Origin of the sequence: Maricaulis sp. (assembly GCF_048268525.1) — a bacterium.
GTDB lineage: Bacteria > Pseudomonadota > Alphaproteobacteria > Caulobacterales > Maricaulaceae > Maricaulis.
In genome coordinates, this window is the sequence record NZ_JBLWVH010000014.1 from 50,797 (window position 1) to 71,159 (window position 20,363).

Consider the following 20,363-nt stretch of genomic DNA (forward strand, 5'->3'; position numbering starts at 1 on the left):
CTGTCAGTCTCTGCGCTGATTGAGAGGCTGTCATGCGCATTCTGTTCGCTGTCCTGTTGTCCCTGTTGCTGTCGCCGATGACTGCAGCGCCTGTTTTCGCAATGGCGTCGCCGCCGGCAGAATCCGATGGGGGATCGCAGGAAGGCGGGCGCGGAAACCGTATCCTGACCCTGTTCAACCTGGCTGGATCCGATGACGAGGACGAGGCCGAGGAAGACGATTCGGACGACCCGCGCGCCTTCACCATGCCGACCGTGGTCGCACCCCTGTCCCGCGACGGGCGGCTGACAGGCTATGCGTATGTCCAGCTTCGGGTCCGAGTGACCGATGGTCAGAATATCTGGGATGTCCGCGAAGCTGCCCATTACGCGCTGGATGCAGCCGTTCGGGCCAGCTACCGCCATTCTGTCTCCAATGATGAGGGTTCCGGTCTCGATCCGGAACGTGCCGTCCAGGTCTGGGAAGCGGCACTTCGCGAGCATTACGGCCAGCGGGCGATCGACCAGGTGGAGATTCGCCAGGCCGACACCCGGATGTTCCGGCGCTAAAACTATATTGCACCGCAGCAAGTCAATGCCCTGACAGGACAAAGAGCGCGTATTGCACCGCCCTGTTCCATTGGGCATAGTCCCCCCAACAATAAAAAGAATAACGGGGGAGATGTCTAAGGTCGGCGTGGTCACACGCGCATGCTTTCCCGTTTTCCTTCCGAGACCATAACGTTGTGAACAAACGGGGCTGGAATCCATGAACATGCTATTATTGGCCATCGCGGCCGCTGTTCTTGCCATCATCTACGGGGTCGTTCAGACCCAGCGGCTGATGTCGGCAAGCGCGGGCACTGAAAAGATGCAGGAAATCGCATCGGCCATTCAGGAAGGCGCGAACGCCTACCTCAAACGTCAATACACCACCATCGGTATCGTCGGCGTCGCCGTCTGTGTCCTGATCGCTGTCTTCCTTGGCTGGCAGGTCGCACTGGGCTTTGCCATTGGCGCCATCCTGTCGGGAGCCGCCGGCTTCATCGGGATGCTGGTCTCGGTCCGCGCCAATGTGCGCACCACCCAGGCTGCCAGTACCAGCCTCGCTGCCGGCCTGGCCGTCGCGTTCCGCTCCGGTGCCGTTACAGGCATGTTGGTGGCCGGCTTGGCCCTGCTGGGTGTCGCCGGATACTACTGGGTCCTGACGGGTCCGATGGGCCTCGTTCTCGGAAGCGATGAAACCGGCCGGATCATCATCGATTCGCTGGTCGCCCTTGGCTTCGGCGCCTCCCTGATCTCGATCTTCGCCCGTCTCGGCGGCGGTATCTTCACCAAGGGTGCGGATGTCGGCGGTGACATGGTCGGCAAGATCGAAGCCGGCATTCCGGAGGATGATCCCCGCAACGCCGCCACCATTGCCGACAATGTCGGTGACAATGTCGGTGACTGTGCCGGCATGGCCGCGGACCTGTTCGAGACCTATGCCGTGACCGTGGTTGCGACCATGGTTCTGGCCGCGATCTTCTTCACCGGCGAGCTGGCCTCGACGATGGTGCTGTATCCGTTGATGATCGGTGCGGCCTGCATCGTGACGTCGATTGTCGGCACCTTTTTCGTCAGCCTCGGCAAGGGCACCAATGTGATGGGCGCCCTCTACAAGGGTCTCATCGTTGCTGGTGTATTGTCGATCGGCGCTCTGTGGCTGGTCACGGACTACACCATCGGCATGGGCGATATAGCCGAAGTGAACGGCAAGATGATCACCGGGATGAACCTGTTCTATTCGGGCATTATCGGCCTGATCGTCACCGCGGCGATCATCTGGGTCACCGAATACTATACGGGGACTGAATACCGTCCGGTGAAATCGGTCGCCAAGGCGTCCGAGTCGGGACACGGCACCAATGTCATCCAGGGTCTCGCGGTCTCGCTGGAATCGACGGCGTTGCCGGCCCTGATCATCATCGGCGGCATCCTCGGCACCTATACGCTGGCTGGCCTGTTCGGCATCGCCATCTCGGTGACGACCATGCTGGCGCTCGCCGGTCTGATCGTGGCCCTCGATGCCTTTGGTCCGGTCACCGACAATGCCGGCGGTATCGCTGAAATGGCGGGTCTGGACGAGAGTGTCCGCAACACCACCGACACGCTGGACGCGGTGGGCAACACCACCAAGGCTGTCACCAAGGGCTATGCCATCGGCTCGGCTGGTCTGGGTGCCCTGGTCCTGTTTGCGGCCTACACCACCGATGTCGAACACCTGCTGGGGATCGAGCCGAACTTCTCGCTCGAGAACCCGTATGTGATCGTCGGCCTCTTGTTCGGTGGTCTGCTGCCTTACCTGTTCGGCGGCATGTCGATGATGGCGGTTGGCCGTGCGGCCACGGCTGTTGTTGCCGAGGTGCGCCGTCAGTTCAAGGAGATCCCGGGCATCATGGAGTACAAGGCAAAGCCGGATTATGGCCGCGCCGTGGACATCCTGACCAAGGCAGCGATCCGTGAGATGATCGTGCCATCGCTTCTGCCTGTCCTGTCGCCGATCGTGCTCTACTTCGCCATCAATGCCATCGCCGGTCAGGCACAGGCACTGGCGGCTGTCGGTGCGATGCTTCTGGGAGTCATTGTCAACGGTCTCTTCGTCGCGGTCTCCATGACCGTCGGCGGCGGTGCCTGGGACAACGCCAAGAAGTATATCGAAGACGGCCATCACGGCGGCAAGGGCTCGGAAGCCCACAAGGCCTCCGTGACCGGTGACACCGTGGGTGATCCCTACAAGGACACCGCCGGCCCGGCTGTGAACCCGATGATCAAGATCACCAATATCGTGGCTTTGCTGCTGTTGGCCTTCCTGGCCCACTAGTCATCATCATCGAGACGATCTGAGAGCTCCGGCCAGCGGCCGGAGCTCTTTCTTTTTGCCAGGGTCTCGCAGCGCGATTTCCAGGTTTCCTCGGCGTCGGAATAGGCGGCCTGACAGGCCCGCCAGACCGGATGCGGTTCGCTCTCCCAAATCCCCTGGATAACCGGTCCATGGCCCGGGAACGGGAGTGATCATGGGGTGGGCGAAAAGGAGGGCGGACAAGTTTTCTCGATTTTTTGATGTGGCGCGCTTTCCCTCTCCCTTGGGAGAGGGTCAGGGTGAGGGGTGAATCCCGGTGAGAGCAGGAGGAATCCCTCTCATCCGCACTGCGCGCGCCGTCTCCCGGGGGAGACGGAAAGGGGCGCATAGTGGGGGTAGGCGCGTCGATGCGGCGCGTGGGACTGGAGCAATCGGCCAACGGTGGTGATGGTTCGTCGAGCGGCGATGATTGGCGGGGGCGATCGGCTAGTCTTGAGTCATGGCTGCGGCACCGGAACCCGCCGCGGCATCAAGGAGACAGGTCTTCCATGAAGTATATTTTGATGAGTGCCGTGGCGGTGGGGCTGGCCGCATGTTTCGCCAATACCGGGTCAGCCCCGGCTGTGCTGGCGCAGGATCAGGCGGTGGACGCGATAGCGCGAGAATGGGTCGAAGCGCATGATTTCAATGGTGTCATCATGTCGAGCGTGCCAGGCCTTCCGCCCTATCAACTGGTCGTGGGCGTGGCGGACCCGGATACGGCGCGGCCGCTCACAGCGGACACGGCATTCCAGACCGGTTCGGTCGAGAAGTATTTCGCGGCCCTCGTGGTTTTCGCCCTGATGGATGAGGGGGTGCTGGACATCGACACCCCGATCTCGGCCTATCTTCCCGACTACCGGCCCGATACCGGCAACCAGCTGACCCTGCGCCATGTCCTGAGCAATCAGTCAGGTCTTCCCAATGACCTTCTCCAGGCCTTCCGACGGGCTGCCAATGGCGAGATGGAGGCGGTCGAGGCGATCCGTGTCCCCGAAGCTGTTTCGCTCTACGCCAGCGGCGATCTCGCCTTCGAGCCGGGAACGCAATTCGACTATGTCCTCTCTAATTGGCTTCTGGTTCAATACCTTCTGGAGGAAGTGACAGGCCTGCCTTACCCGCAATTGCGGGCGCGCCATGTCTTCGAACCGGCGCAAATGCGCCAGAGTGGCGGCTATCTCAACGACCTGTCCAATACCGATCCGCGGGTGGATGATGTCGCGATCGGATTCGATCCGGGCGATCCGGCAGGGCAGGGCGATTATTGGTCGCCGAGCTTCTTTCGGGGCAGTTACACGACGGCGGCGGACATGATTGCCTTGGAGCGTGCGCTTGCAGACGGGCAGGTGTTGAGCGCGGCGAGCCTGGATCTGTTCCGGACGGTTCAGGCGCCCCAGCAAGCCTATGCGTTTGGCGGTCGCTTTCGGGATTGGGAGCTGTGTGGCGAGACCCGCCCGGTCTCCACCCAGTCAGGCTCCAACGGCGCCTCCAACATGACGTCGGCCTACGACATCCAGTCAGGTCATGCCGTGGCCATGCTGACCAATGTGGATGAAAGCCAGGGTGAAATGTTCGCCCTGTCAGCGCGATTGCTGGAAACCATGATGGGATGCGGCGAATAATCCGGCACGCCGTTGCAGCCCGCTTGCCCCGGATAATCAGCAAGACCGGGCCTTGAGCAAAGAAAAGCCCCGACCGTCCGGTCGGGGCTTTTTCTGGATGTGACGCTGTCGTGTCGATCGACTACTGGTCGCGACGTGGGCCACCGGCGCCGCCTGGCAGGGTCTGCTCGCCCCCGAACTGTTCGGTGGGCAGGCGACCGACATTGCCGAGCAGCTGCTCCAGGAAGGTCAGCTCGCGGCCGCGGGTCGGGGTTTCGCGGTCGGCAATGGCGACCACACGGCCGTCTTCCAGACCGTATTCCGACACATCGCTGACCAGACCGTCTTCGTCGAAAGTCACCGCGATGATGCGACGGTCACGCGTGGCGGGACGCAGATAGGCGAGGCTCTCGCGGGTCGCCGAGATGTAATACCAGGTGTTCTCTTCGAAAGTGCCGCGGGTCGACGGGTTGCCGAGGCGGGAGAGCACCGAGCTCTCGGTGTCTTCGGCGACGACGATTTCGGGCACGTCCTGCGTGGTGTAGCGATAGCCGTGCGAGCGCAGGACCGGGTTACAGGCCGAGGCGCCGATCGCGCAGGCGGCGATCAGGATTGTAAGGCTAACGCGACGCTTCATCAGGAACTCCTGCAAGATGGTATGACCCCGCGCGACGTGGTGTCGCGTGCGGCCCTGTCTTGACCTAACCGGGGGCGAGCTTAGCTTCAAGCGCCAATTCTTGGGAGTGCGGATCGCATGTTGAACCGTCTTTTCGGCAAGAAGCCGGAAAAAGCTCGCGCCGAAGCGCTTTACCGCCATGTCGTGACGGCGGCACGGTCACCTGATCTTTATGCCCGGCTGGGTGTTCCCGACACGGTCGAAGGCCGTTTCGAGATGATCATCCTGCACTGCGCACTTGTCGTGTTGCAGCTACAGGCGCTCAGAGATGACGATGATGCCCGCAAGCTGTCGCAGGCGCTGTTCGACACCATGTTCGATGATTTTGACGCCGCCATGCGCGAGATGGGGGTCGGGGATTCGGGGGTCGGCAAGAAGATCCGCTTCATGGCGGAAGGGTTTTATGGCCGCGCCGAGGCCCTGCGGCTGGCCGCAGGCGATGAGGATCCGGCCCAATTGCAGACGGTGCTGGCGCGCAATGTCTACAATGCGGATGGCGAGGATGCGCGGGCGCCAGCCCTTGCCCTATACGTCAACTCGGCCATTGACCGTCTGGACGCGCAGGGCGGGGCAGCCCTGCTTGACGGTGGGCGGCCCGATTTCCCGACGCGTTGATCGCCGCCTTGCCGCCTTGCATTGCTTGGGTCATGGGCTAAGTTCCGCGGGCTTTTTTGGCGCTTTTGCGCCTCTGCGAGGGACACGGCACCGCTACTCATGACAGCCATTCCAACGATTTCGGTCGACGCCATGGGCGGCGATCTCGGACCGGACGCGGTCGTCGAAGGTATCGGTTATGCGCTCAAGCGCTGGCCGGACCGCAAGGCGACCTATCTCCTGCACGGCGACGAGGCCCTGTTGGGGCCATTATTGGCCAAACATCCCAAGGTCGCGGCGGTCTGCGAATTGCGGCACACCGAGACGCTTGTCCAGATGACCGACAAGCCCAGCGAAGCGGTGCGTCGCGCCCGTGGTTCGTCGATGTGGAATGCGATCCAGTGTGTGAAGTCCGGCGAGGCCGGGGCGATCGTCTCGTCAGGCAATACCGGCGCGCTGATGGCGATCGGCAAGGTCATCCTGCGCATGAAAAAGGGCGTCCATCGCCCGGCGATCTCGGCCAACTGGCCGACCCCGAAGGGCCACACCGTGGTGCTCGATGTGGGCGCCAATGTTCAGTGCAATGCGACCCAGCTGGTCGAGTTTGCGATCATGGGCGAGGCCTATCATCGCGCCGTGTTCGGTGGCGAGGCACCCAGCGTCGGCCTGTTGAATGTCGGTCAGGAAGAACTCAAGGGCAATGATACCGTGCGCGAGGCGGATCAGCTGATCCGCAAGGCCAATCTGGACATCGCCTATCAGGGTTTCATCGAAGGCAATGACATTTCCGCCGGCGGCATTGATGTCGTCGTCACCGATGGTTTCACCGGCAATATCGCGCTGAAGACGGCTGAGGGTACGGCCCGTCTTGTGGCTGGATGGGTACGCGACGCGCTGACCAGCTCGCTGCTGGCCAAGCTGGCCGCCGGTCTGTTGTCATTGGGCGCGCTTGAGCGCCTGCGTCAGCGCATGGATCCGCGCTACATCAATGGCGGAGTCCTTCTGGGCCTCAAGGGCATTGTGGTGAAATCACATGGCGGCGCTGATGGCGAGGGCTTCGCCTCCGCCCTGGGCCTGGCCTATGTCATGGCGCAAAGCGACTTCATGGCCCAGATCCGCGCCAATCTCGACAAGTTTGCCAGTTTTGAAGAACAGGAAGTCGCAGCAGCGTCATGACTGAACTGAGTGCGCGTATCGCCGGCATCGGCTCGCATCTGCCCGAGCGGATCCTGACCAATGACGAAATCTCCGCCATGGTGGATACCAGCGATAGCTGGATCCGCGAACGCACCGGCATCCGCCAGCGCCATATTGCCGGCGAGGGGGTCACCACCTGCGACCTGGCCGAACGCGCCGCCCGCCGGGCGCTCGAGGATGCCGGCATTGCTGCTGAAGAGCTCGACCTGATCGTCGTCGCGACGACCACACCGGACTTCACCTTCCCCTCGGTCGGCACCATGCTCCAGGCCCGGCTGGGCGCGACAAAAGGCGCGGCCTTTGACGTCCAGGCCGTGTGCACCGGCTTTGTCTATGCCCTGTCCATGGCCGACAACATGATCGCGCGTGGCCAGGCGAAAACGGCACTCGTTGTTGGCGCCGAGACGATGTCGCGCATTCTCGACTGGACCGACCGCTCGACCTGCGTGCTGTTCGGCGATGGCGCCGGCGCCATGGTGTTGCAGGCCGCCGAGCCGGCGGGCGAGGGTACCGACCGGTCCGGCATTCTGGGCACCTATCTGCGCTCGGACGGGCGATTCAAGGACCTGCTTCATGTCGACGGCGGACCATCCTCGACGGGAACGGTCGGGCATTTGCGCATGGTCGGCAACCAGGTCTTCCGGCACGCCATCACCAATATCGCCGAGTCGATGACCACGATCGCCTCGCGCTCCGGTGTGACCATCGAGGAGGTCGACTGGTTCGTGCCGCACCAGGCCAATCAGCGCATCCTGGAGGGTGTTGCCCGGCGTTTGTCGATCCCGACGGAAAAAGTGATCTCTACGGTTGCAGACCATGGCAACACGTCTGCAGCCTCGGTCCCGCTGGCTTTTGACCGGGCTGTGCAGGACGGCCGCATCAAGCGGGGCGACCTGGTTTTGATGGAAGCGCTGGGTGGTGGATTCACCTGGGGCGCGGCGCTCGCGCGATATTGATATCTTATTCCACCAGTTTCACGCACCTAACCAAGACCTTGGCGTTGACCTGACCGGGCTTCGAGGCGTAGCCTTGGCTCGTCTTTGTGGGGATGCCTATGTCGGATAAAACCTTGACGCGAGCTGATCTGGCTGAATCTGTCTACCGGGAGGTCGGCCTGTCTCGCCAGGAGTCAGCGGATCTGGTCCAGTCGGTCCTGGCCATGGTGTCGGACAATCTGGCCGCCGGCCAATCGGTGAAGCTCTCATCTTTCGGCTCCTTCCTGCTGCGCGACAAGCGCGGGCGGGTGGGCCGCAATCCGAAGACCGGGGTGGAAGTGCCCATTGATGCCCGCCGGGTTCTGGTCTTCAAACCGTCTCAAGTTCTCAAGGAGCGCGTCGACTCGGCTCTGTCCAAGGATTAGGGCGGACCCGCAGACTGACGCGAACAGCGCATGTCGGTCACAACCAAGTCTGCAGACGCATTTCGGACGATCAGCGAAGCGGCCGAAGAACTCGATATCCAGGCGCATGTCCTGCGTTTCTGGGAAAGCAAATTCCCCCAGATCAGCCCCTTGAAGCGGGCCGGCGGTCGCCGTTTCTATCGTCCGCAGGACCTACAATTGCTGCGCGGGGTGAAGCGTCTCCTCTATGAAGACGGCTACACGATCAAGGGCGCCCGCAAATACATCAAGGATCACGGCGTCGCCGCTGTCATGGCGCTGGGTGATCAATCCGGGGCTCAGGCGAATTCCGCCTCGCCGCGCGACGCGCTGGCGGTTGATGCGTCCGACCAGGAACATCCGACGGTGGCAAAGCCGTCGCGGCCGCGACCGGCTGATGGCCCACAGCGTCAGCTGGACGACATCCTGGCTGATCTGGAAAACGCCCAGGCCAAGCTGAAAGCGGCGCTGGAACCCTGATTTCCGGTCCCGGTCTGCAATGACCGCAGGACACGCTGACAGCCCTGTTGCCCAGCGGCAAACCTGCCCCTATAAGCGACTTCCCCATCGGACGGGCCTGCCTGTCCAGCAAGTGAGTGTCGGAGCGTGGCGCAGCCCGGTTAGCGCACCGGTCTGGGGGACCGGGGGTCGCGAGTTCGAATCTCGCCGCTCCGACCATTTGCTTGCTTCTCTCGCTTTCCCTATTTCTTGAGCGCCTAGAGGGTGAGAAACGGCTTGAACACCGTCTTTAGTGGTGGTGTCTCGCCAAGAATTTGCGCTGACAGAAAATCGAGATGAGCGCGCTCATTATCGAGCGCGGCTGCATTCTCATCGGAGCGTTCGGCTTCGCGACAAAAGTGCGCGGCCTTATTTGCTCGTTTCATCAAGCTTTCGAGGTAGTCGTAAACGGCCTTGCCGAACAAGAATTCAGCGTCAACGACCTCCGATCTAAGCCGTGAAACCTCATTGTAGCTCACCCGCCCGTTTGCAACGATATCGCTAAGGAAAATACGGACAGAATTGAAGATGCGGAAACGGCGATCGTACAGGTCCATCTTGTAGCGCTTGTTGGCTAGGGCTAGTTGCCGCCTAGCAAGTAAGTAGGCCAAAATGGCTATTGTTGGTGTCAGAAGCGCGGCTAAGACTTGAACCAGCCCCGTTGTAGCGTTCGTGATCGCTTCGATGATTGTTGAATTTTCCAAGACTACACCCCCGCCAGCGCCGCCTTCATCACATCCTTCATCGCCATCTCCGGATCGGCCAGCGCCGCCGGATCCGGCTTGGCGCGTTTGGCGATCATCATCTTGGCGGCCATGAAGCTTTGCGGGTCATTGATGCAGTCCGCCGCGATGAGGATGCCACCTGCGAGGTGGAAGAAGCTGCGCGGGGTTTCGTCGCTGCCGGCGCGGATGATTGTGCTGTCGTGATCGCCGATCAGGCCGGCGGTCTGGAGTTTGAGATCATACTGGTCGGACCAGAACCAGGGCACTTCCGGCTTGGGCGCCGGTGATCCACAGATCGCGGCGGCGGCGCGTTTGGCCTGGTCGAGCGCGTTCGGAACGCTTTCAAGGCGCAGGCGTTTGTCGGCCAGCCAGTTATGCTGTTCGGCGCAATCGCCGATGGCGAAGATGTCCGGGTCGGAGGTACGGCAGGCCTCGTCGACGAGAATGCCATTGCCGGTCTCTAGGCCATTTTCTGCGGCGAGTTCCTGATTGGGAATGACGCCAATACCCACCAGTGCGCTGTCACAGGCGATGGTTTCGCCGCTGGTCAGCTCGACCCCGGTGACGGCCTTGCCGCGCCCGAACAGGCCCGATTTGGGTTTCAGGGCGGCGACCTGGCTATCGAGGCGCACGGTGACACCACGGTCTTCGTGGGCCTGGCGATAAAAGTCCGACATTTCCGGCACGGCGACCCGGGCCAGCAGCCGGTCCATGGCCTCGATCACGACTGGCTTCGCGCCCAGCTTCAAGGCGACCGACGCAGCTTCCAGACCGATATAGCCACCACCAATGATGGCGATCCGCTTGCCAGGTGCGAAATCGGCTTTCAGCGCATCGACATCGGCGATCGAGCGCAGATAGCGCACGCCGTCCAGATCGGCGCCGGGCACGGGCAGGGTGCGCACCCGCGAGCCGGTGGCGATCACCAGCCGGGTATAGCTTTCTTCGCTGCCATCCTCGAAGCGGACGGTTTTGCCGGTGCGATCAATGGCGCTGGCGCGACTGGACAGGCGCAGTTCGACCGATTGCTCGGTCCAGGTTTCCGGCGGCTGCAGCCACAAACGGCTCTCGTCGATCTCGCCGGACAGATAGGCCTTGGACAGCGGCGGACGCTGATAGGGCGGGTGGGGCTCGTCGCCGGCGAGGAGGATGCGGCCCTCAAAGCCATTGCGCCGAAGAGAGGCAGCGCACTGCCCCCCGGCCTGGCCCGCACCCAGAATGATCACCGTCTGTTCGGAATTGCTCACCAAAGTCCCCCAAATTCGCTGCCCGGTTGCGACATGATGGCGCGTCCGTCCCAGTCCTGCGAGTGCAATATCAGCATGGAGGGGCGGCCTGGTGAAGCCCAAGCCTTGCGCCGATGTGTGGATGGGCTACCTAGCCGGTTCGGGAGATTGCATGCCGTATCATTCCAGCACCAAAAGCCGCGCCGTCTCGACCTGGCTGCTCGTCGTCGCCGCACTCGTCTGCGCCATGATCATCATCGGCGGCACGACACGGCTGACCGATAGCGGCCTGTCGATCACCGAATGGAAGCCGATTTCCGGTGCCATTCCGCCGCTCAGCCAACAGGACTGGCAGGACGAGTTTGCGCTCTACCAGCAGACCACCGAGTTCCAGATCCAGAACTCGGCGATGACGCTGGAGGAGTTCGAATTCATTTTCTGGTGGGAGTGGGGCCATCGCCAGCTGGGCCGTCTGATCGGGCTGGTCTATTTCGTGCCCTTCGTCTTTTTCTGGCTGCGCGGCCATCTCAGCGCCCGCCTCAAGCCGCGCCTGTTCGGGCTGTTGTTGCTGGGTGGGGCGCAGGGCGCGATCGGCTGGTGGATGGTGGCGAGCGGTCTGTCTGACCGGCTCGATGTCAGCCAATATCGGCTGGCCACCCATCTGGGCATGGCCTTCGTCATCCTGGGTCTGTCTATCTGGTTTTCCCTGGAAGCCCGCTATGGGCCGCCACCGCTGCGGCGAGGGCGCCTCGCGGGCGTCACGGCGGGGCTTCTGGGCCTTGTCTTCCTGCAGATCATCCTCGGCGCATTCGTGGCCGGTCTTGATGCCGGACGCATCTACAACACCTGGCCGCTGATGAATGGTGACCTCATTCCAGAGGGCTATCTCGGCGGCATGAGTTTCTTCCCGGCGGTTTTCGAGAGCCATGCAGCCGTGCAGATGCATCATCGCTGGACCGGCTATCTCGTTGCGCTCGGCGTCTTCATCTATGCGTGGCTGATCTGGCGTGAGCCGCGCGTCTCCCTGAAACCCTTCATGCTGATCCTGCCAGCCCTGGTGATCGGCCAGATTGCGCTTGGCATTGCCGCCCTCCTGGCCGTCGTGCCGCTCTCGCTCTCCCTGGCCCACCAGGCCGGAGCGATCCTGCTCTTCATCGCCACGGTCTGGGCCGCCTGGACGGCCCGGCGGGCCGTTTAGCGCAGGTCTGGTCCCTAGAGACCGGCCTTGCGTGCGCGGCGCAGGTAAACCACAGCAATCAGGCTCACCATGATCGGGATCATGAGCCCGTACTCATCCGTCCACATGGCGGTTGAGGCATTGTCCACCGTCAAGGGCGTGAAGATTTTCTGGATGTAGATATTGTGGGCGCCGTGAAACATGATGGCGGGCCAGAGCGAGCGGCTCTTGAAGGTGTAATAGGTCATGATGACGCTCATCGCGATGATCATCACGGTGAAGCACGCCAGCTGAAACAGGGTGTTCCCGCCGCCATAGGCGATGATGACCGGGTAGTGCCAGACGGCCCAGATACTGCCGCTGATCAGGCATGTGGCATTGAATGAGAAGATCTTGCGCAACTCCCATACAAAGAAGCCGCGCCAGCCGATTTCCTCGCCGGCAATCGTGCCCAGCGATTTCGCGAACTGCACAAACGCCATCAACAAGCCCATCAATGCGATCACGATAAAGGCCGGCGCGTCTGGCAGGCCGAGCTGCTGGCTCCACTCACTGATCGTTTCCGGATTACCGAAGCCTCCCAGCCCGGTCAGCCAGACAATTCCGTAGGCAATCGAGACATAGAGAACCGGAATGAGGTAGCCGGCCCAATTGGCGCCAAGGCTGCCCCATCCCCAGGGCAGGTCTGAAATCTTGCGGCCGCGGAGTTTGAGGGTCAGGAAGGCGGCCAGCGTCGGCATCATCATCAGCGTGCCGACATAGAGCGAGGTCGGCACCAGGGCGACAATGGCGTAGTGGGCCAGGGCACTCGCGACCGTCAAAATGCCGAGGAATGTCAGCAGGGTGATGATCGTTGAGCGTTTGTCGGTTTGCGCGGCGGTCATGATGTGTGGCTTTCCTTTACGGGTTGGACCAACGAGTGTATTTTATACACTTAATTGTACAATTGATTGTATAAAAGGCAAGTCATGCGCGACAGCAACATCATGGATACCCACCGGCTGAGCCGGGCTTTCGTTTCGAACAAGCTGCTGCGGCTGGTCGAAACCATTGCCGACCAGGGCGAGGTATTGCTGACGGCGGCCGGCATCGTCATTCCGCCGCGCGCCATTTCGACCGTGCTGATGATCGGTGAGGTGCCGGACGTGACAGCCGCCGATATCGCCACATCGCTGGACCAACCGCACCAGGTGGCGACGCAACGCGTGGCGCTCCTCATCAAGCTCGGCCTCGTCTCGAAACGGCCGCACTCAACCGACAGCCGTCGCAAGGTGCTGGAGTTCACTGCCCTTGGCCGGGACCAGTATGGTCTGATGATGGTGATGCTCGAAAAAATACGCGACGCCATGGACGCGCTGTTTGACGAGCTGGGTGTCGACCTGGCCGCCAAGGCAGTTGAGGCGGTGCAGTCCCTGAAAGCGAGACCGCTGGTCGACCGCATTTCCTGACCGGGTCCAGCCCAATCAAAATGAGCCGCTCGCGCGGCTCACCTTGGTGTCAGTCAGCCGATTGGCCGTCGCTAGTCGGCCGCCACAACGGCGCGGGTGAGGGCGTCGCGGGAGACGACCTTCAACCGACCCGCAGCGGTATCGTAAACAGCCAGCAGGCCGTTGGCGTAGGCGGTATAGCCGTAGTCGGCAGCGGTGACTGCCAAGGATCCGGGCACCTGTACGCCCTGCGTCGACAGTCCGTCCACGATGTCGATCGAAATTCCCGCTTCCAGGGTCGCCGCGTCGAAGGTCTCCACAGTCTCGCCATTGCCATTGTCGGCCAGTACGAGGCGGGTGCCGTTGAACTCGCCGACGGTCAGGCTGGATGCCGGATAGCTGGCATCGGCCAGCAGTGTCCCGTCGCTGGTCAGGCGCGCGAGGCCGCCGGCCGGGCTGGCGGTGTAGATATCACCATCAAATGTGGCGCAATGTCTGGCCGGGTCGGGCAGGGGGAAGTCGCGGATGCGCTCGACGCTGAGCTGATCTTCGCCGGCATCGCGGACGCGCCAGATCTCGGCGTGGGCGCCGGTGTTGAGCACCACGAGTTCCACAAAACCTGCGCCTTCGCGCATCAGGCACAGGCCGGACACGCCGTCGAGGGGCTCGATGGCGCCGAGCGGCAGGTCAAGCACCTGGGTACCATCACGCACCACGGCGAAGCCGCGAACGGCCTGGCTGTCGGCCGCGGCTCCGAAGATCAGGGGCAATGATTCGCCGCGCAGCTCGAAATTCGGAGCGGTGGCGAGTCCGGTCAGGCGTTCACCGGTGTGGCGCGTCTTCAGGACACCGTCCAGATCAAACAGGTCAAGGCCGCCGACGCGAGGTGCCGACAGGATCAGTCCCAAAGACGGCGCTTGCGGGTCCGGCAGGAAGCCGACCGCACTGCTGCCGCCCTCGACTGCCGTGAAGGCGGCCGTGACCAGCAATTCGACCGGCCCGCCGGTCTCTTCCAGCCCGATATCCTCGGGCAGCTCGTCGGTCGCCGGGCCGCAGGCGGCCAGCGCCAGAAGCGATGCGCCTACAGCGCACGCGCGGGCCAGGGACCGCGGACGGCGAAAGTCTGGCCGGGATAGCGCTGAACGTTGAAAAACAGGGTCGAACCGTCGGGACTGAAACATGGACCGCAAATCTCGCTTTTTTGACCTTCCGGCCCGGAGGCCGCGTTGCGTCCGATGGTATACACCTCTCCTTGGGGCGTCACGCCGCGGATGTACTGGTCTTCAGGTCCGTCCTCGACCACGATTAGATCGCCCCATGGCGCGACACACAGATTGTCGCATCGCTCCATCACCGCTTCGTCATCGCTCTCGAAAAAGAGTTGCAGGCGTCCGGCCTGTGCCGATTCGCCCGGCTCGCCTTCGACTGGGCTGGGCTGATACCGCCAGATCTGGCCGAGCTGCTGCGGGCCTCCGTCGGTGCAGGTGAAATAGCATTCTTTGTCACCCCACCAGATTCCTTCGCCACGGGTGAATTTGGCGGCACCGGCTTCGATCCCGCGCAGGGCGAGATCGGCTTCAGGCGCCTGCACATCCTCGAGATCGATCCATTCGGCATCCAGCCACTCGCCCTGTGCAATGGCGGCATTGTCCCAATTGCGGGTGTCCATTGAAGGGCGTCCGCGGACGGCCAGGCCCTGGAGGCGTCCGCCTTCGGCCAACTGACCTGGGACGTTGGGCAGGAAGCGGTAGAACAGGCATTCATTGTACCGGTCCTCGGTGAGGTAGGCGATCAGCGTCCGAGGATCGATGGCGACAGCTTCGTGGCGGAAGCGGCCCATATCCTTCAGCGGCACGGGCTCGACCAGGCCGGTCGCATCGGCCGGGACCTCGAACACATAGCCATGCTCGATACCGGCTTGCGGCCCGATATTGGTTTCATTCTCCTCACAGGTCAGCCAGGTGCCCCAGGGTGTCGGTCCACCGGCGCAGTTATTGATGGTGCCGACCAGGGACAGGTATTCGTCCTCCACCGCCAGGGTTTCGGGATTGAGGATGACATGGCTGGTCCCGCCGATGTGCGGGTTTCCGTCTTCGTCCCAATCATGCACCCGTGAGCGGTCGATCAGCTCGAGCCCGGCATTGTCCACGCCGAACGGGCTTTTCTCGACCTCGCCGATGCGCAGTTCGTGATTGCGAACCAGGACCAGGCGTCCGTCGGCCCGCTCGAAACAGGCCATGCCGTCAAAGTCGCCCGGAACGATCAGCCCGTCGCTCATCGGCTGTCCGGCCGAGGAGATCACGTCATAGGTGAAGCCGCGCGGCAGGTCGAAAAGCCCGTCCGGATCGACCCGCAGGTCGCCGAAACCCTCGACCTGGTTGAAATACCCCTGCTCGGCTGGATAGCGGCGCTGGCAGGCGGACAGGGCGGCCAGTCCGGAAAAGGCGAGGGTGGTGGCAGCGCTGTTGCGCAGGAAATGACGGCGGGACAGGGACATGGGGCTCTCCAGGGGCGGGCTTGATCCCCCTGTAACTACAACGACTTCACGACGGATGCATGACGCTCTGGCAGCTTGCGGTATTATGTAACCGTACTGATAGGTGTATAAAATTGCAGTCGAATTTCGACACCCGCTTGACCGAACTGAAAATGCCCCCTACACGGCGCCTTCGAATTCAACCTGAGCCATTCAGGCCTGAGGCAGGATTATTATGAAAACCATCTCCGTTAAACCGGCGGATGTCGAAAAGAAGTGGGTCGTGATCGACGCAGAGGGTGCCGTTGTCGGTCGCCTGGCTGCCTACGTCGCCACCCGCCTTCGCGGCAAGCACCGTCCGGACTACACGCCCCATGTCGACATGGGCGACAACATCATCATCGTGAACGCCGACAAGGTCGTGTTCACGGGCAAGAAGCGTGACGACAAGCGCTACTACCACCACACCGGTCACCCGGGTGGGATCAAGGAAACCAGCCCGGCCAAGATCCTGGACGGTCGTTTCCCTGAGCGTGTCGTCGAGAAAGCCGTGCTGCGCATGCTGCCGAAAGACAGCCCGCTGGCCCGTCAGCAGTACTCGAACCTGCGCGTCTATGCCGGTCCCGATCACAAACACGAGGCGCAACAGCCTGAAGTGGTCGATTTCAAGTCCATGAACTCCAAGAATACGCGAGGCTGATATGTCTGAAGAAGCCCGCTCGCTCGAAGACCTCAAGGAAGTCATCAAGGAAGCCGATGCCGGCGCCGTGGTGGCCGAAGAGTCTGCTCCGGCTGAGCCCAAGATTGATGAGCATGGCCGTTCCTACGCCACCGGCAAGCGCAAGAACGCGGTCGCCCGCGTCTGGATCAAGCGCGGCAATGGCAAGATCACGGTCAATGGCCGCGATCAGGAAACCTATTTCGCACGCCCGGTCCTTCGCATGCTGCTCCAGCAGCCGCTGGAAGCTGCCGAACGCGTCGATGAATTCGACATCATCGCCACCGTCACCGGTGGTGGTCTGTCCGGCCAGGCCGGTGCTGTGCGTCACGGCATCTCCAAGGCCCTCCAGCTGTTCGAACCGGGCCTGCGCCCGGTCCTGAAGGCCGGTGGCTTCCTGACCCGCGACAGCCGTGTCGTTGAGCGTAAGAAGTACGGCAAGGCCAAGGCCCGTCGTTCCTTCCAGTTCTCGAAGCGCTAAGCTTTACAGAACAACACGCATGCAAGACGGGCGGTGCCACTGGCACCGCCCGTTTTTCGTTTCAGGCTTGAGATTGCAACCAGAGCTGACCGGACTAAGCTGCGCACGGATCTGAAACGAAAGTGTTCCCATGTTCCGTATCTGCATCTGCTTGAGCGCGGTCGCCGCCTTCCTCACCCTGTCCGCGCCAGCCGCAGCCTTTCAGGACTGGCCGACACGATTTGCCCAGTTGCAACAATTCCAGTCCGCGGACCTGTCGCCGGATGGTGAGCAGATCGCGTATATTTCGGGGCCAACGGTGGCTGACCGTTCGATCGTGATCGCCGATACCGCCGATCCGGACACGGTTTTGCGGACCATCGAGCTTGAAACAATCACCATTCCGCGCGGCATTCGTGAGGCGGCGCCCACGCGCAGCTCGCGCACCGCCCAAGTGACCTATCTGGAATTGCCGGACTATCGTCGGCTGGATGCAATCCACTGGCTGGATGACGAGCACCTGCTGATCCGGATCGGTTATGTCGCCCAGACCGAGGATGGTTTTTACCGGACATTCCGGAACCTGCAGCTGATCTACCGGATCGAGGATGCCGTCATGGTCGTCCTGCCCTGGGGGGTGGCGCTGGAATCAACGGCTCTCGGCCATGACGATTCAGCCCTGTTTGTCGAATACACTGCGGGCGGAGCCAACATATTCGAATTCGAGTTTGACGGCTTCGGTTGGGACCGGCACTCGCGGATTGTCAGCGAGGACGGTCCACCGGCCTCCTTTGCGCTGTCGCGCCGCGGGCGACGTGTGGCGACCCTGATCGGTGAGGACGGTCGTTTCCGTGTCCATTCGTCCACCTCGTCGCAGCGTCGCGGAATCATTCACCGCGAGGACTTTTCGCTGGACCGCGAAGTCCGCTTCGAGGCCAATAACTGGTCGCGCTGGAGTGGCATTGTCGAGCGGCTTGAGGGTCTCGATGAACCCGGCGACTTCGTGTTCTTCTCCCCGACCGCCGCCGCCCCGTCAGAGGCCCGGAGCCCGGGCCGGCGCCGCGCGATATACCGCATGGACCTTGAGGATGGTGTCATCGATGGCCCGGTATTCAATTCGGACATTGTGGACGTCAACTCCACCTGGACCGACTGGCGCAATAATCGGGTCATCGGCGCACGCATCCAGGATCCGATCCGTCATGATGTCTTTGTGTCGCCGACCTTCGCGCAGATCCAGGCAGCGCTTGAGACCGCCTTTCCGGGCGAACGCGTTTCACTGGAAGACTGGGACGCCGACCTCGAAGTGGTCCTGTTCAGGACCGGTGCGGTCGGGCACCCCGAGACCTTGCGGCTCTACTACCCGGCGACCGGTGCGGTGACCGAACTCGGTGCGCTTTACCCCGAGATCGAAGACAGCGGATTCAGCACGCCCGGCATCGTCGAGTACACGACACGAGATGGAATGTCGCAATTTGGCTATCTGACGCTGCCCGAGGGGGCTTCAGCGGCCGCGCCGGCGCCCTTGATCGTCATGCCGCATGGCGGGCCACAATCGCGCGACGATGACGAGTATGATCCACTGCTGCAAAGCCTCGTTCATGCCGGATATGCAGTGTTCCAACCGCAGTTTCGCGGCTCGGAAGGGTTCGGCCTCGACTTGCAGGATGCCGGTGAAGGGCAGTGGGCGCTGGCGATGCAAAACGACGTCTATGACGGTATGGACGCCGCGCTCGCCAATCCGGCGGTCAATGGCGATGCCGCCTGCATGGTGGGCTGGAGTTATGGCGGCTATGTCGCGCTTCAGTCGGCGGTCGACCAGACCGATCGTTTCCTGTGCACAGTCGCGATTGCCGGTGTCTCCGACATTCGCGAATTGATGGACTCAGCCACCGTGCGGGCCAATTACCAACGCCTGTACTGGGCGCGAGTGATCGGGGACTGGCGGGCCTGGGGTCGGGATGAGATCGGGCTGTCTCCGGCCTTGAGTGCCGCCAACCTGACCCGCCCGCTTCTGCTTTTGCACGGATCGGCCGACGAAATCGTGTCGATTGCGCAAAGTCAGATTTTTGCCGAAGCGGCCAATGAGGCCGGTCGGGGAGCATTGGTCAGCGGTGCGGCCATCGACGGCGCCCGACACCAATACAGCGCCATGTCCGTGCCTCAGCGAGTTGCGATTTTACGCAATGTGCTCGGCTTTCTTTCGACCCACAATCCGGTCCGTCCCGGGGCACAGGCGGCGACGCCTCACACCTCGACCGACCCGGTGCAAACGCCGCACGAGGCAGAAGGCGGAGCCGCTGCCACGACGTCGCCTGACGAAAACGGCTAGCTCGTCGCCATCCGGTCCCGGCTCGCCCGCCTTTGCTGGTCCAGCCCGTCGGCGATGGCATCGAAGACCAGGCGTATGCGGCGGCTGGTGTTCAATTCCCGGTGGGTGACGAGCCAGGTCTGGATCGGAATGGCGGGCAGGTCCGGCCAAAGCTCTTCCAGCTCTGAATGCTGTTCGATCCAGTCGCGCGTCATCGGCGTGACGCCGAGCCCCTGCATGGCGAGGGCATGGTGCACGGTGCTGCTGCCGCAGCTGATGCGGAAATTGTCGGGGGTGAGGTTCAGGCCGATCCCGTTGAGGTGTTCGATGACACGCTCATTCTGCTCGAAACCGATGAAATCCAGCCGGTTGATGTCCTCGATCGAGGTCGGCCGCCCGACCCGGTCGAGATAATCCGGATGGGCATAGAGATGGCCGGTGGTTTCGCCGACCAGCCGGGCAATCAGGTCGGGCTGTTCCGGGCGCGCGTGGCGAATGGCGATGTCGGCCTCACGCTTTTGCAGGTCCTGCAGCTCGTTCGAGGCGATGATCTCCAACCGGATGCCCGGCGCCGTCTCGCGAATGTGCTTGATGATCGGCGGCAGGTAGTAGGAGGCCATGATATTGGTCGCCGTCACCGTCACCCGACCTTCGATGGCGCTGGACTGGCCGGAGGCGGTCAGGGATATCCGTTGTGCCGCTTCGCCCATGGAGCGGACATGCTCGACCAGTTCCAGCGCGGCGCCCGTCGGAACGGTTGCGCGGCGGTTGCGTTCGAACAGGGTGATGCCCAGATCCGACTCCAGCGCGGCGATCTGCCGGCTCAGGGTGGGTTGGGTCTGTCCCAAGGCGCGGGCGGCGCCGGAAAAGGAGCCTTCCTCGATGGTGGCGAGGAGGGCGCGGATCTGATTCCAGTCGAAGGCAATGGCGGACCAATTCATGGATTTGCGTATATCAGAAACCCGTTTCGCCGCAATTCATATCCGGTCTGTGTATGTCTAAATGACAGCTGACACCATCGCACACGGCGAGGGGCGACA

The 20,363-nt window shown here is 62.4% G+C and carries 20 protein-coding genes and 1 tRNA gene; 14 read left to right on the forward strand and 7 right to left on the reverse strand.

What is annotated here, in order from left to right; translation table 11 throughout:
- The first annotated feature begins 32 nt into the window (after nucleotides 1-32).
- From ACN0X9_RS08870 to ACN0X9_RS08880, 3 genes are all read left to right on the forward strand, one after another.
- A complete protein-coding gene (locus ACN0X9_RS08870) occupies nucleotides 33-548 on the forward strand; it encodes a hypothetical protein (protein WP_417487256.1) in 516 nt (171 codons plus the stop codon).
- Between the two features lie 199 nt (nucleotides 549-747).
- Nucleotides 748-2,841 carry a sodium-translocating pyrophosphatase gene (locus ACN0X9_RS08875; protein WP_417487257.1) on the forward strand — a complete coding sequence of 698 codons (2,094 nt, stop codon included), beginning with the start codon at nucleotides 748-750 and terminating at the stop codon, nucleotides 2,839-2,841.
- A gap of 527 nt (nucleotides 2,842-3,368) precedes the next feature.
- Nucleotides 3,369-4,481 (forward strand): serine hydrolase domain-containing protein, encoded by a 1,113-nt coding sequence (locus tag ACN0X9_RS08880; RefSeq protein ID WP_417487258.1) that lies wholly within the window; start codon nucleotides 3,369-3,371, stop codon nucleotides 4,479-4,481.
- A 121-nt stretch (nucleotides 4,482-4,602) separates the two neighbouring features.
- On the opposite strand, the gene ACN0X9_RS08885 is transcribed toward ACN0X9_RS08880, so the two are convergent.
- Nucleotides 4,603-5,097 (reverse strand): outer membrane protein assembly factor BamE, encoded by a 495-nt coding sequence (locus tag ACN0X9_RS08885; protein ID WP_417487259.1) that lies wholly within the window; start codon nucleotides 5,095-5,097, stop codon nucleotides 4,603-4,605.
- Nucleotides 5,098-5,214: 117 nt separating this feature from the next.
- On the opposite strand from ACN0X9_RS08885, the gene ACN0X9_RS08890 reads away from it, so the two are divergent.
- The 6 genes from ACN0X9_RS08890 to ACN0X9_RS08915 all read left to right on the forward strand — a co-directional run bounded on the left by ACN0X9_RS08890 (nucleotide 5,215) and on the right by ACN0X9_RS08915 (nucleotide 8,983).
- Nucleotides 5,215-5,751, forward strand: coding sequence for a ubiquinol-cytochrome C chaperone family protein (locus ACN0X9_RS08890; protein WP_417487260.1), 537 nt, complete (start codon nucleotides 5,215-5,217; stop codon nucleotides 5,749-5,751).
- Between the two features lie 99 nt (nucleotides 5,752-5,850).
- A complete protein-coding gene (gene plsX, locus ACN0X9_RS08895) occupies nucleotides 5,851-6,906 on the forward strand; it encodes a phosphate acyltransferase PlsX (RefSeq protein ID WP_417487261.1) in 1,056 nt (351 codons plus the stop codon).
- Complete coding sequence (locus ACN0X9_RS08900; protein ID WP_417487262.1) at nucleotides 6,903-7,883, forward strand: beta-ketoacyl-ACP synthase III; 981 nt, start codon at nucleotides 6,903-6,905, stop codon at nucleotides 7,881-7,883. Before plsX ends, ACN0X9_RS08900 begins: the two co-directional genes overlap by 4 nt.
- A 98-nt stretch (nucleotides 7,884-7,981) precedes the next feature.
- On the forward strand, nucleotides 7,982-8,287 hold the full coding sequence (locus ACN0X9_RS08905; RefSeq protein ID WP_011643461.1) for an integration host factor subunit alpha: 306 nt from the start codon (nucleotides 7,982-7,984) through the stop codon (nucleotides 8,285-8,287).
- A 30-nt stretch (nucleotides 8,288-8,317) separates the two neighbouring features.
- A complete protein-coding gene (locus ACN0X9_RS08910) occupies nucleotides 8,318-8,785 on the forward strand; it encodes a MerR family transcriptional regulator (protein WP_417487263.1) in 468 nt (155 codons plus the stop codon).
- Between the two features lie 120 nt (nucleotides 8,786-8,905).
- Nucleotides 8,906-8,983 (forward strand) — tRNA-Pro (locus ACN0X9_RS08915).
- 38 nt (nucleotides 8,984-9,021) lie between these two features.
- Here the strand turns inward: ACN0X9_RS08915 and ACN0X9_RS08920 are convergent.
- Entirely contained in the window at nucleotides 9,022-9,507 is a 486-nt protein-coding gene (locus ACN0X9_RS08920; RefSeq protein WP_417487264.1) for a hypothetical protein, read from the reverse strand.
- Between the two features lie 2 nt (nucleotides 9,508-9,509).
- Nucleotides 9,510-10,775, reverse strand: a complete 1,266-nt coding sequence (locus ACN0X9_RS08925; RefSeq protein WP_417487265.1) for an NAD(P)/FAD-dependent oxidoreductase — start codon at nucleotides 10,773-10,775, stop codon at nucleotides 9,510-9,512.
- 151 nt (nucleotides 10,776-10,926) lie between these two features.
- Here ACN0X9_RS08925 and ACN0X9_RS08930 point away from each other — a divergent pair, with 151 nt between their 5' ends.
- Nucleotides 10,927-11,952, forward strand: a complete 1,026-nt coding sequence (locus ACN0X9_RS08930) for a COX15/CtaA family protein (RefSeq protein WP_417487266.1) — start codon at nucleotides 10,927-10,929, stop codon at nucleotides 11,950-11,952.
- Nucleotides 11,953-11,966: 14 nt separating this feature from the next.
- Here the strand turns inward: ACN0X9_RS08930 and ACN0X9_RS08935 are convergent, their stop codons facing one another.
- The gene (locus ACN0X9_RS08935; protein WP_417487267.1) at nucleotides 11,967-12,815 is read right to left on the reverse strand and encodes a CPBP family intramembrane glutamic endopeptidase; all 849 of its coding nucleotides are present in this window, start codon (nucleotides 12,813-12,815) and stop codon (nucleotides 11,967-11,969) included.
- 84 nt (nucleotides 12,816-12,899) lie between these two features.
- Here ACN0X9_RS08935 and ACN0X9_RS08940 point away from each other — a divergent pair, with 84 nt between their 5' ends.
- Nucleotides 12,900-13,379, forward strand: coding sequence for a MarR family winged helix-turn-helix transcriptional regulator (locus tag ACN0X9_RS08940; RefSeq protein ID WP_417487268.1), 480 nt, complete (start codon nucleotides 12,900-12,902; stop codon nucleotides 13,377-13,379).
- Nucleotides 13,380-13,450: 71 nt separating this feature from the next.
- Here ACN0X9_RS08940 and ACN0X9_RS08945 read toward each other — a convergent pair whose 3' ends face one another.
- Complete coding sequence (locus ACN0X9_RS08945; protein WP_417487269.1) at nucleotides 13,451-14,539, reverse strand: hypothetical protein; 1,089 nt, start codon at nucleotides 14,537-14,539, stop codon at nucleotides 13,451-13,453.
- Nucleotides 14,440-15,855, reverse strand: a complete 1,416-nt coding sequence (locus tag ACN0X9_RS08950; RefSeq protein ID WP_417487270.1) for an alkaline phosphatase PhoX — start codon at nucleotides 15,853-15,855, stop codon at nucleotides 14,440-14,442. The genes ACN0X9_RS08945 and ACN0X9_RS08950 overlap by 100 nt, the downstream gene beginning before the upstream one ends.
- A 214-nt stretch (nucleotides 15,856-16,069) precedes the next feature.
- Between ACN0X9_RS08950 and rplM the strand changes: the two genes are divergently transcribed.
- The 3 genes from rplM to ACN0X9_RS08965 all read left to right on the forward strand — a co-directional run bounded on the left by rplM (nucleotide 16,070) and on the right by ACN0X9_RS08965 (nucleotide 19,344).
- Nucleotides 16,070-16,534, forward strand: coding sequence for a 50S ribosomal protein L13 (gene rplM / locus ACN0X9_RS08955; RefSeq protein ID WP_011643453.1), 465 nt, complete (start codon nucleotides 16,070-16,072; stop codon nucleotides 16,532-16,534).
- Between the two features lies 1 nt (nucleotide 16,535).
- Nucleotides 16,536-17,033, forward strand: a complete 498-nt coding sequence (gene rpsI, locus ACN0X9_RS08960; RefSeq protein ID WP_011643452.1) for a 30S ribosomal protein S9 — start codon at nucleotides 16,536-16,538, stop codon at nucleotides 17,031-17,033.
- A 130-nt stretch (nucleotides 17,034-17,163) separates the two neighbouring features.
- Nucleotides 17,164-19,344, forward strand: coding sequence for an alpha/beta hydrolase family protein (locus ACN0X9_RS08965; protein ID WP_417487271.1), 2,181 nt, complete (start codon nucleotides 17,164-17,166; stop codon nucleotides 19,342-19,344).
- Here ACN0X9_RS08965 and ACN0X9_RS08970 read toward each other — a convergent pair.
- Complete coding sequence (locus tag ACN0X9_RS08970) at nucleotides 19,341-20,264, reverse strand: LysR family transcriptional regulator (RefSeq protein ID WP_417487272.1); 924 nt, start codon at nucleotides 20,262-20,264, stop codon at nucleotides 19,341-19,343. The two genes, ACN0X9_RS08965 and ACN0X9_RS08970, sit on opposite strands and share 4 nt — an antisense overlap.
- Nucleotides 20,265-20,363: the final 99 nt, after the last annotated feature.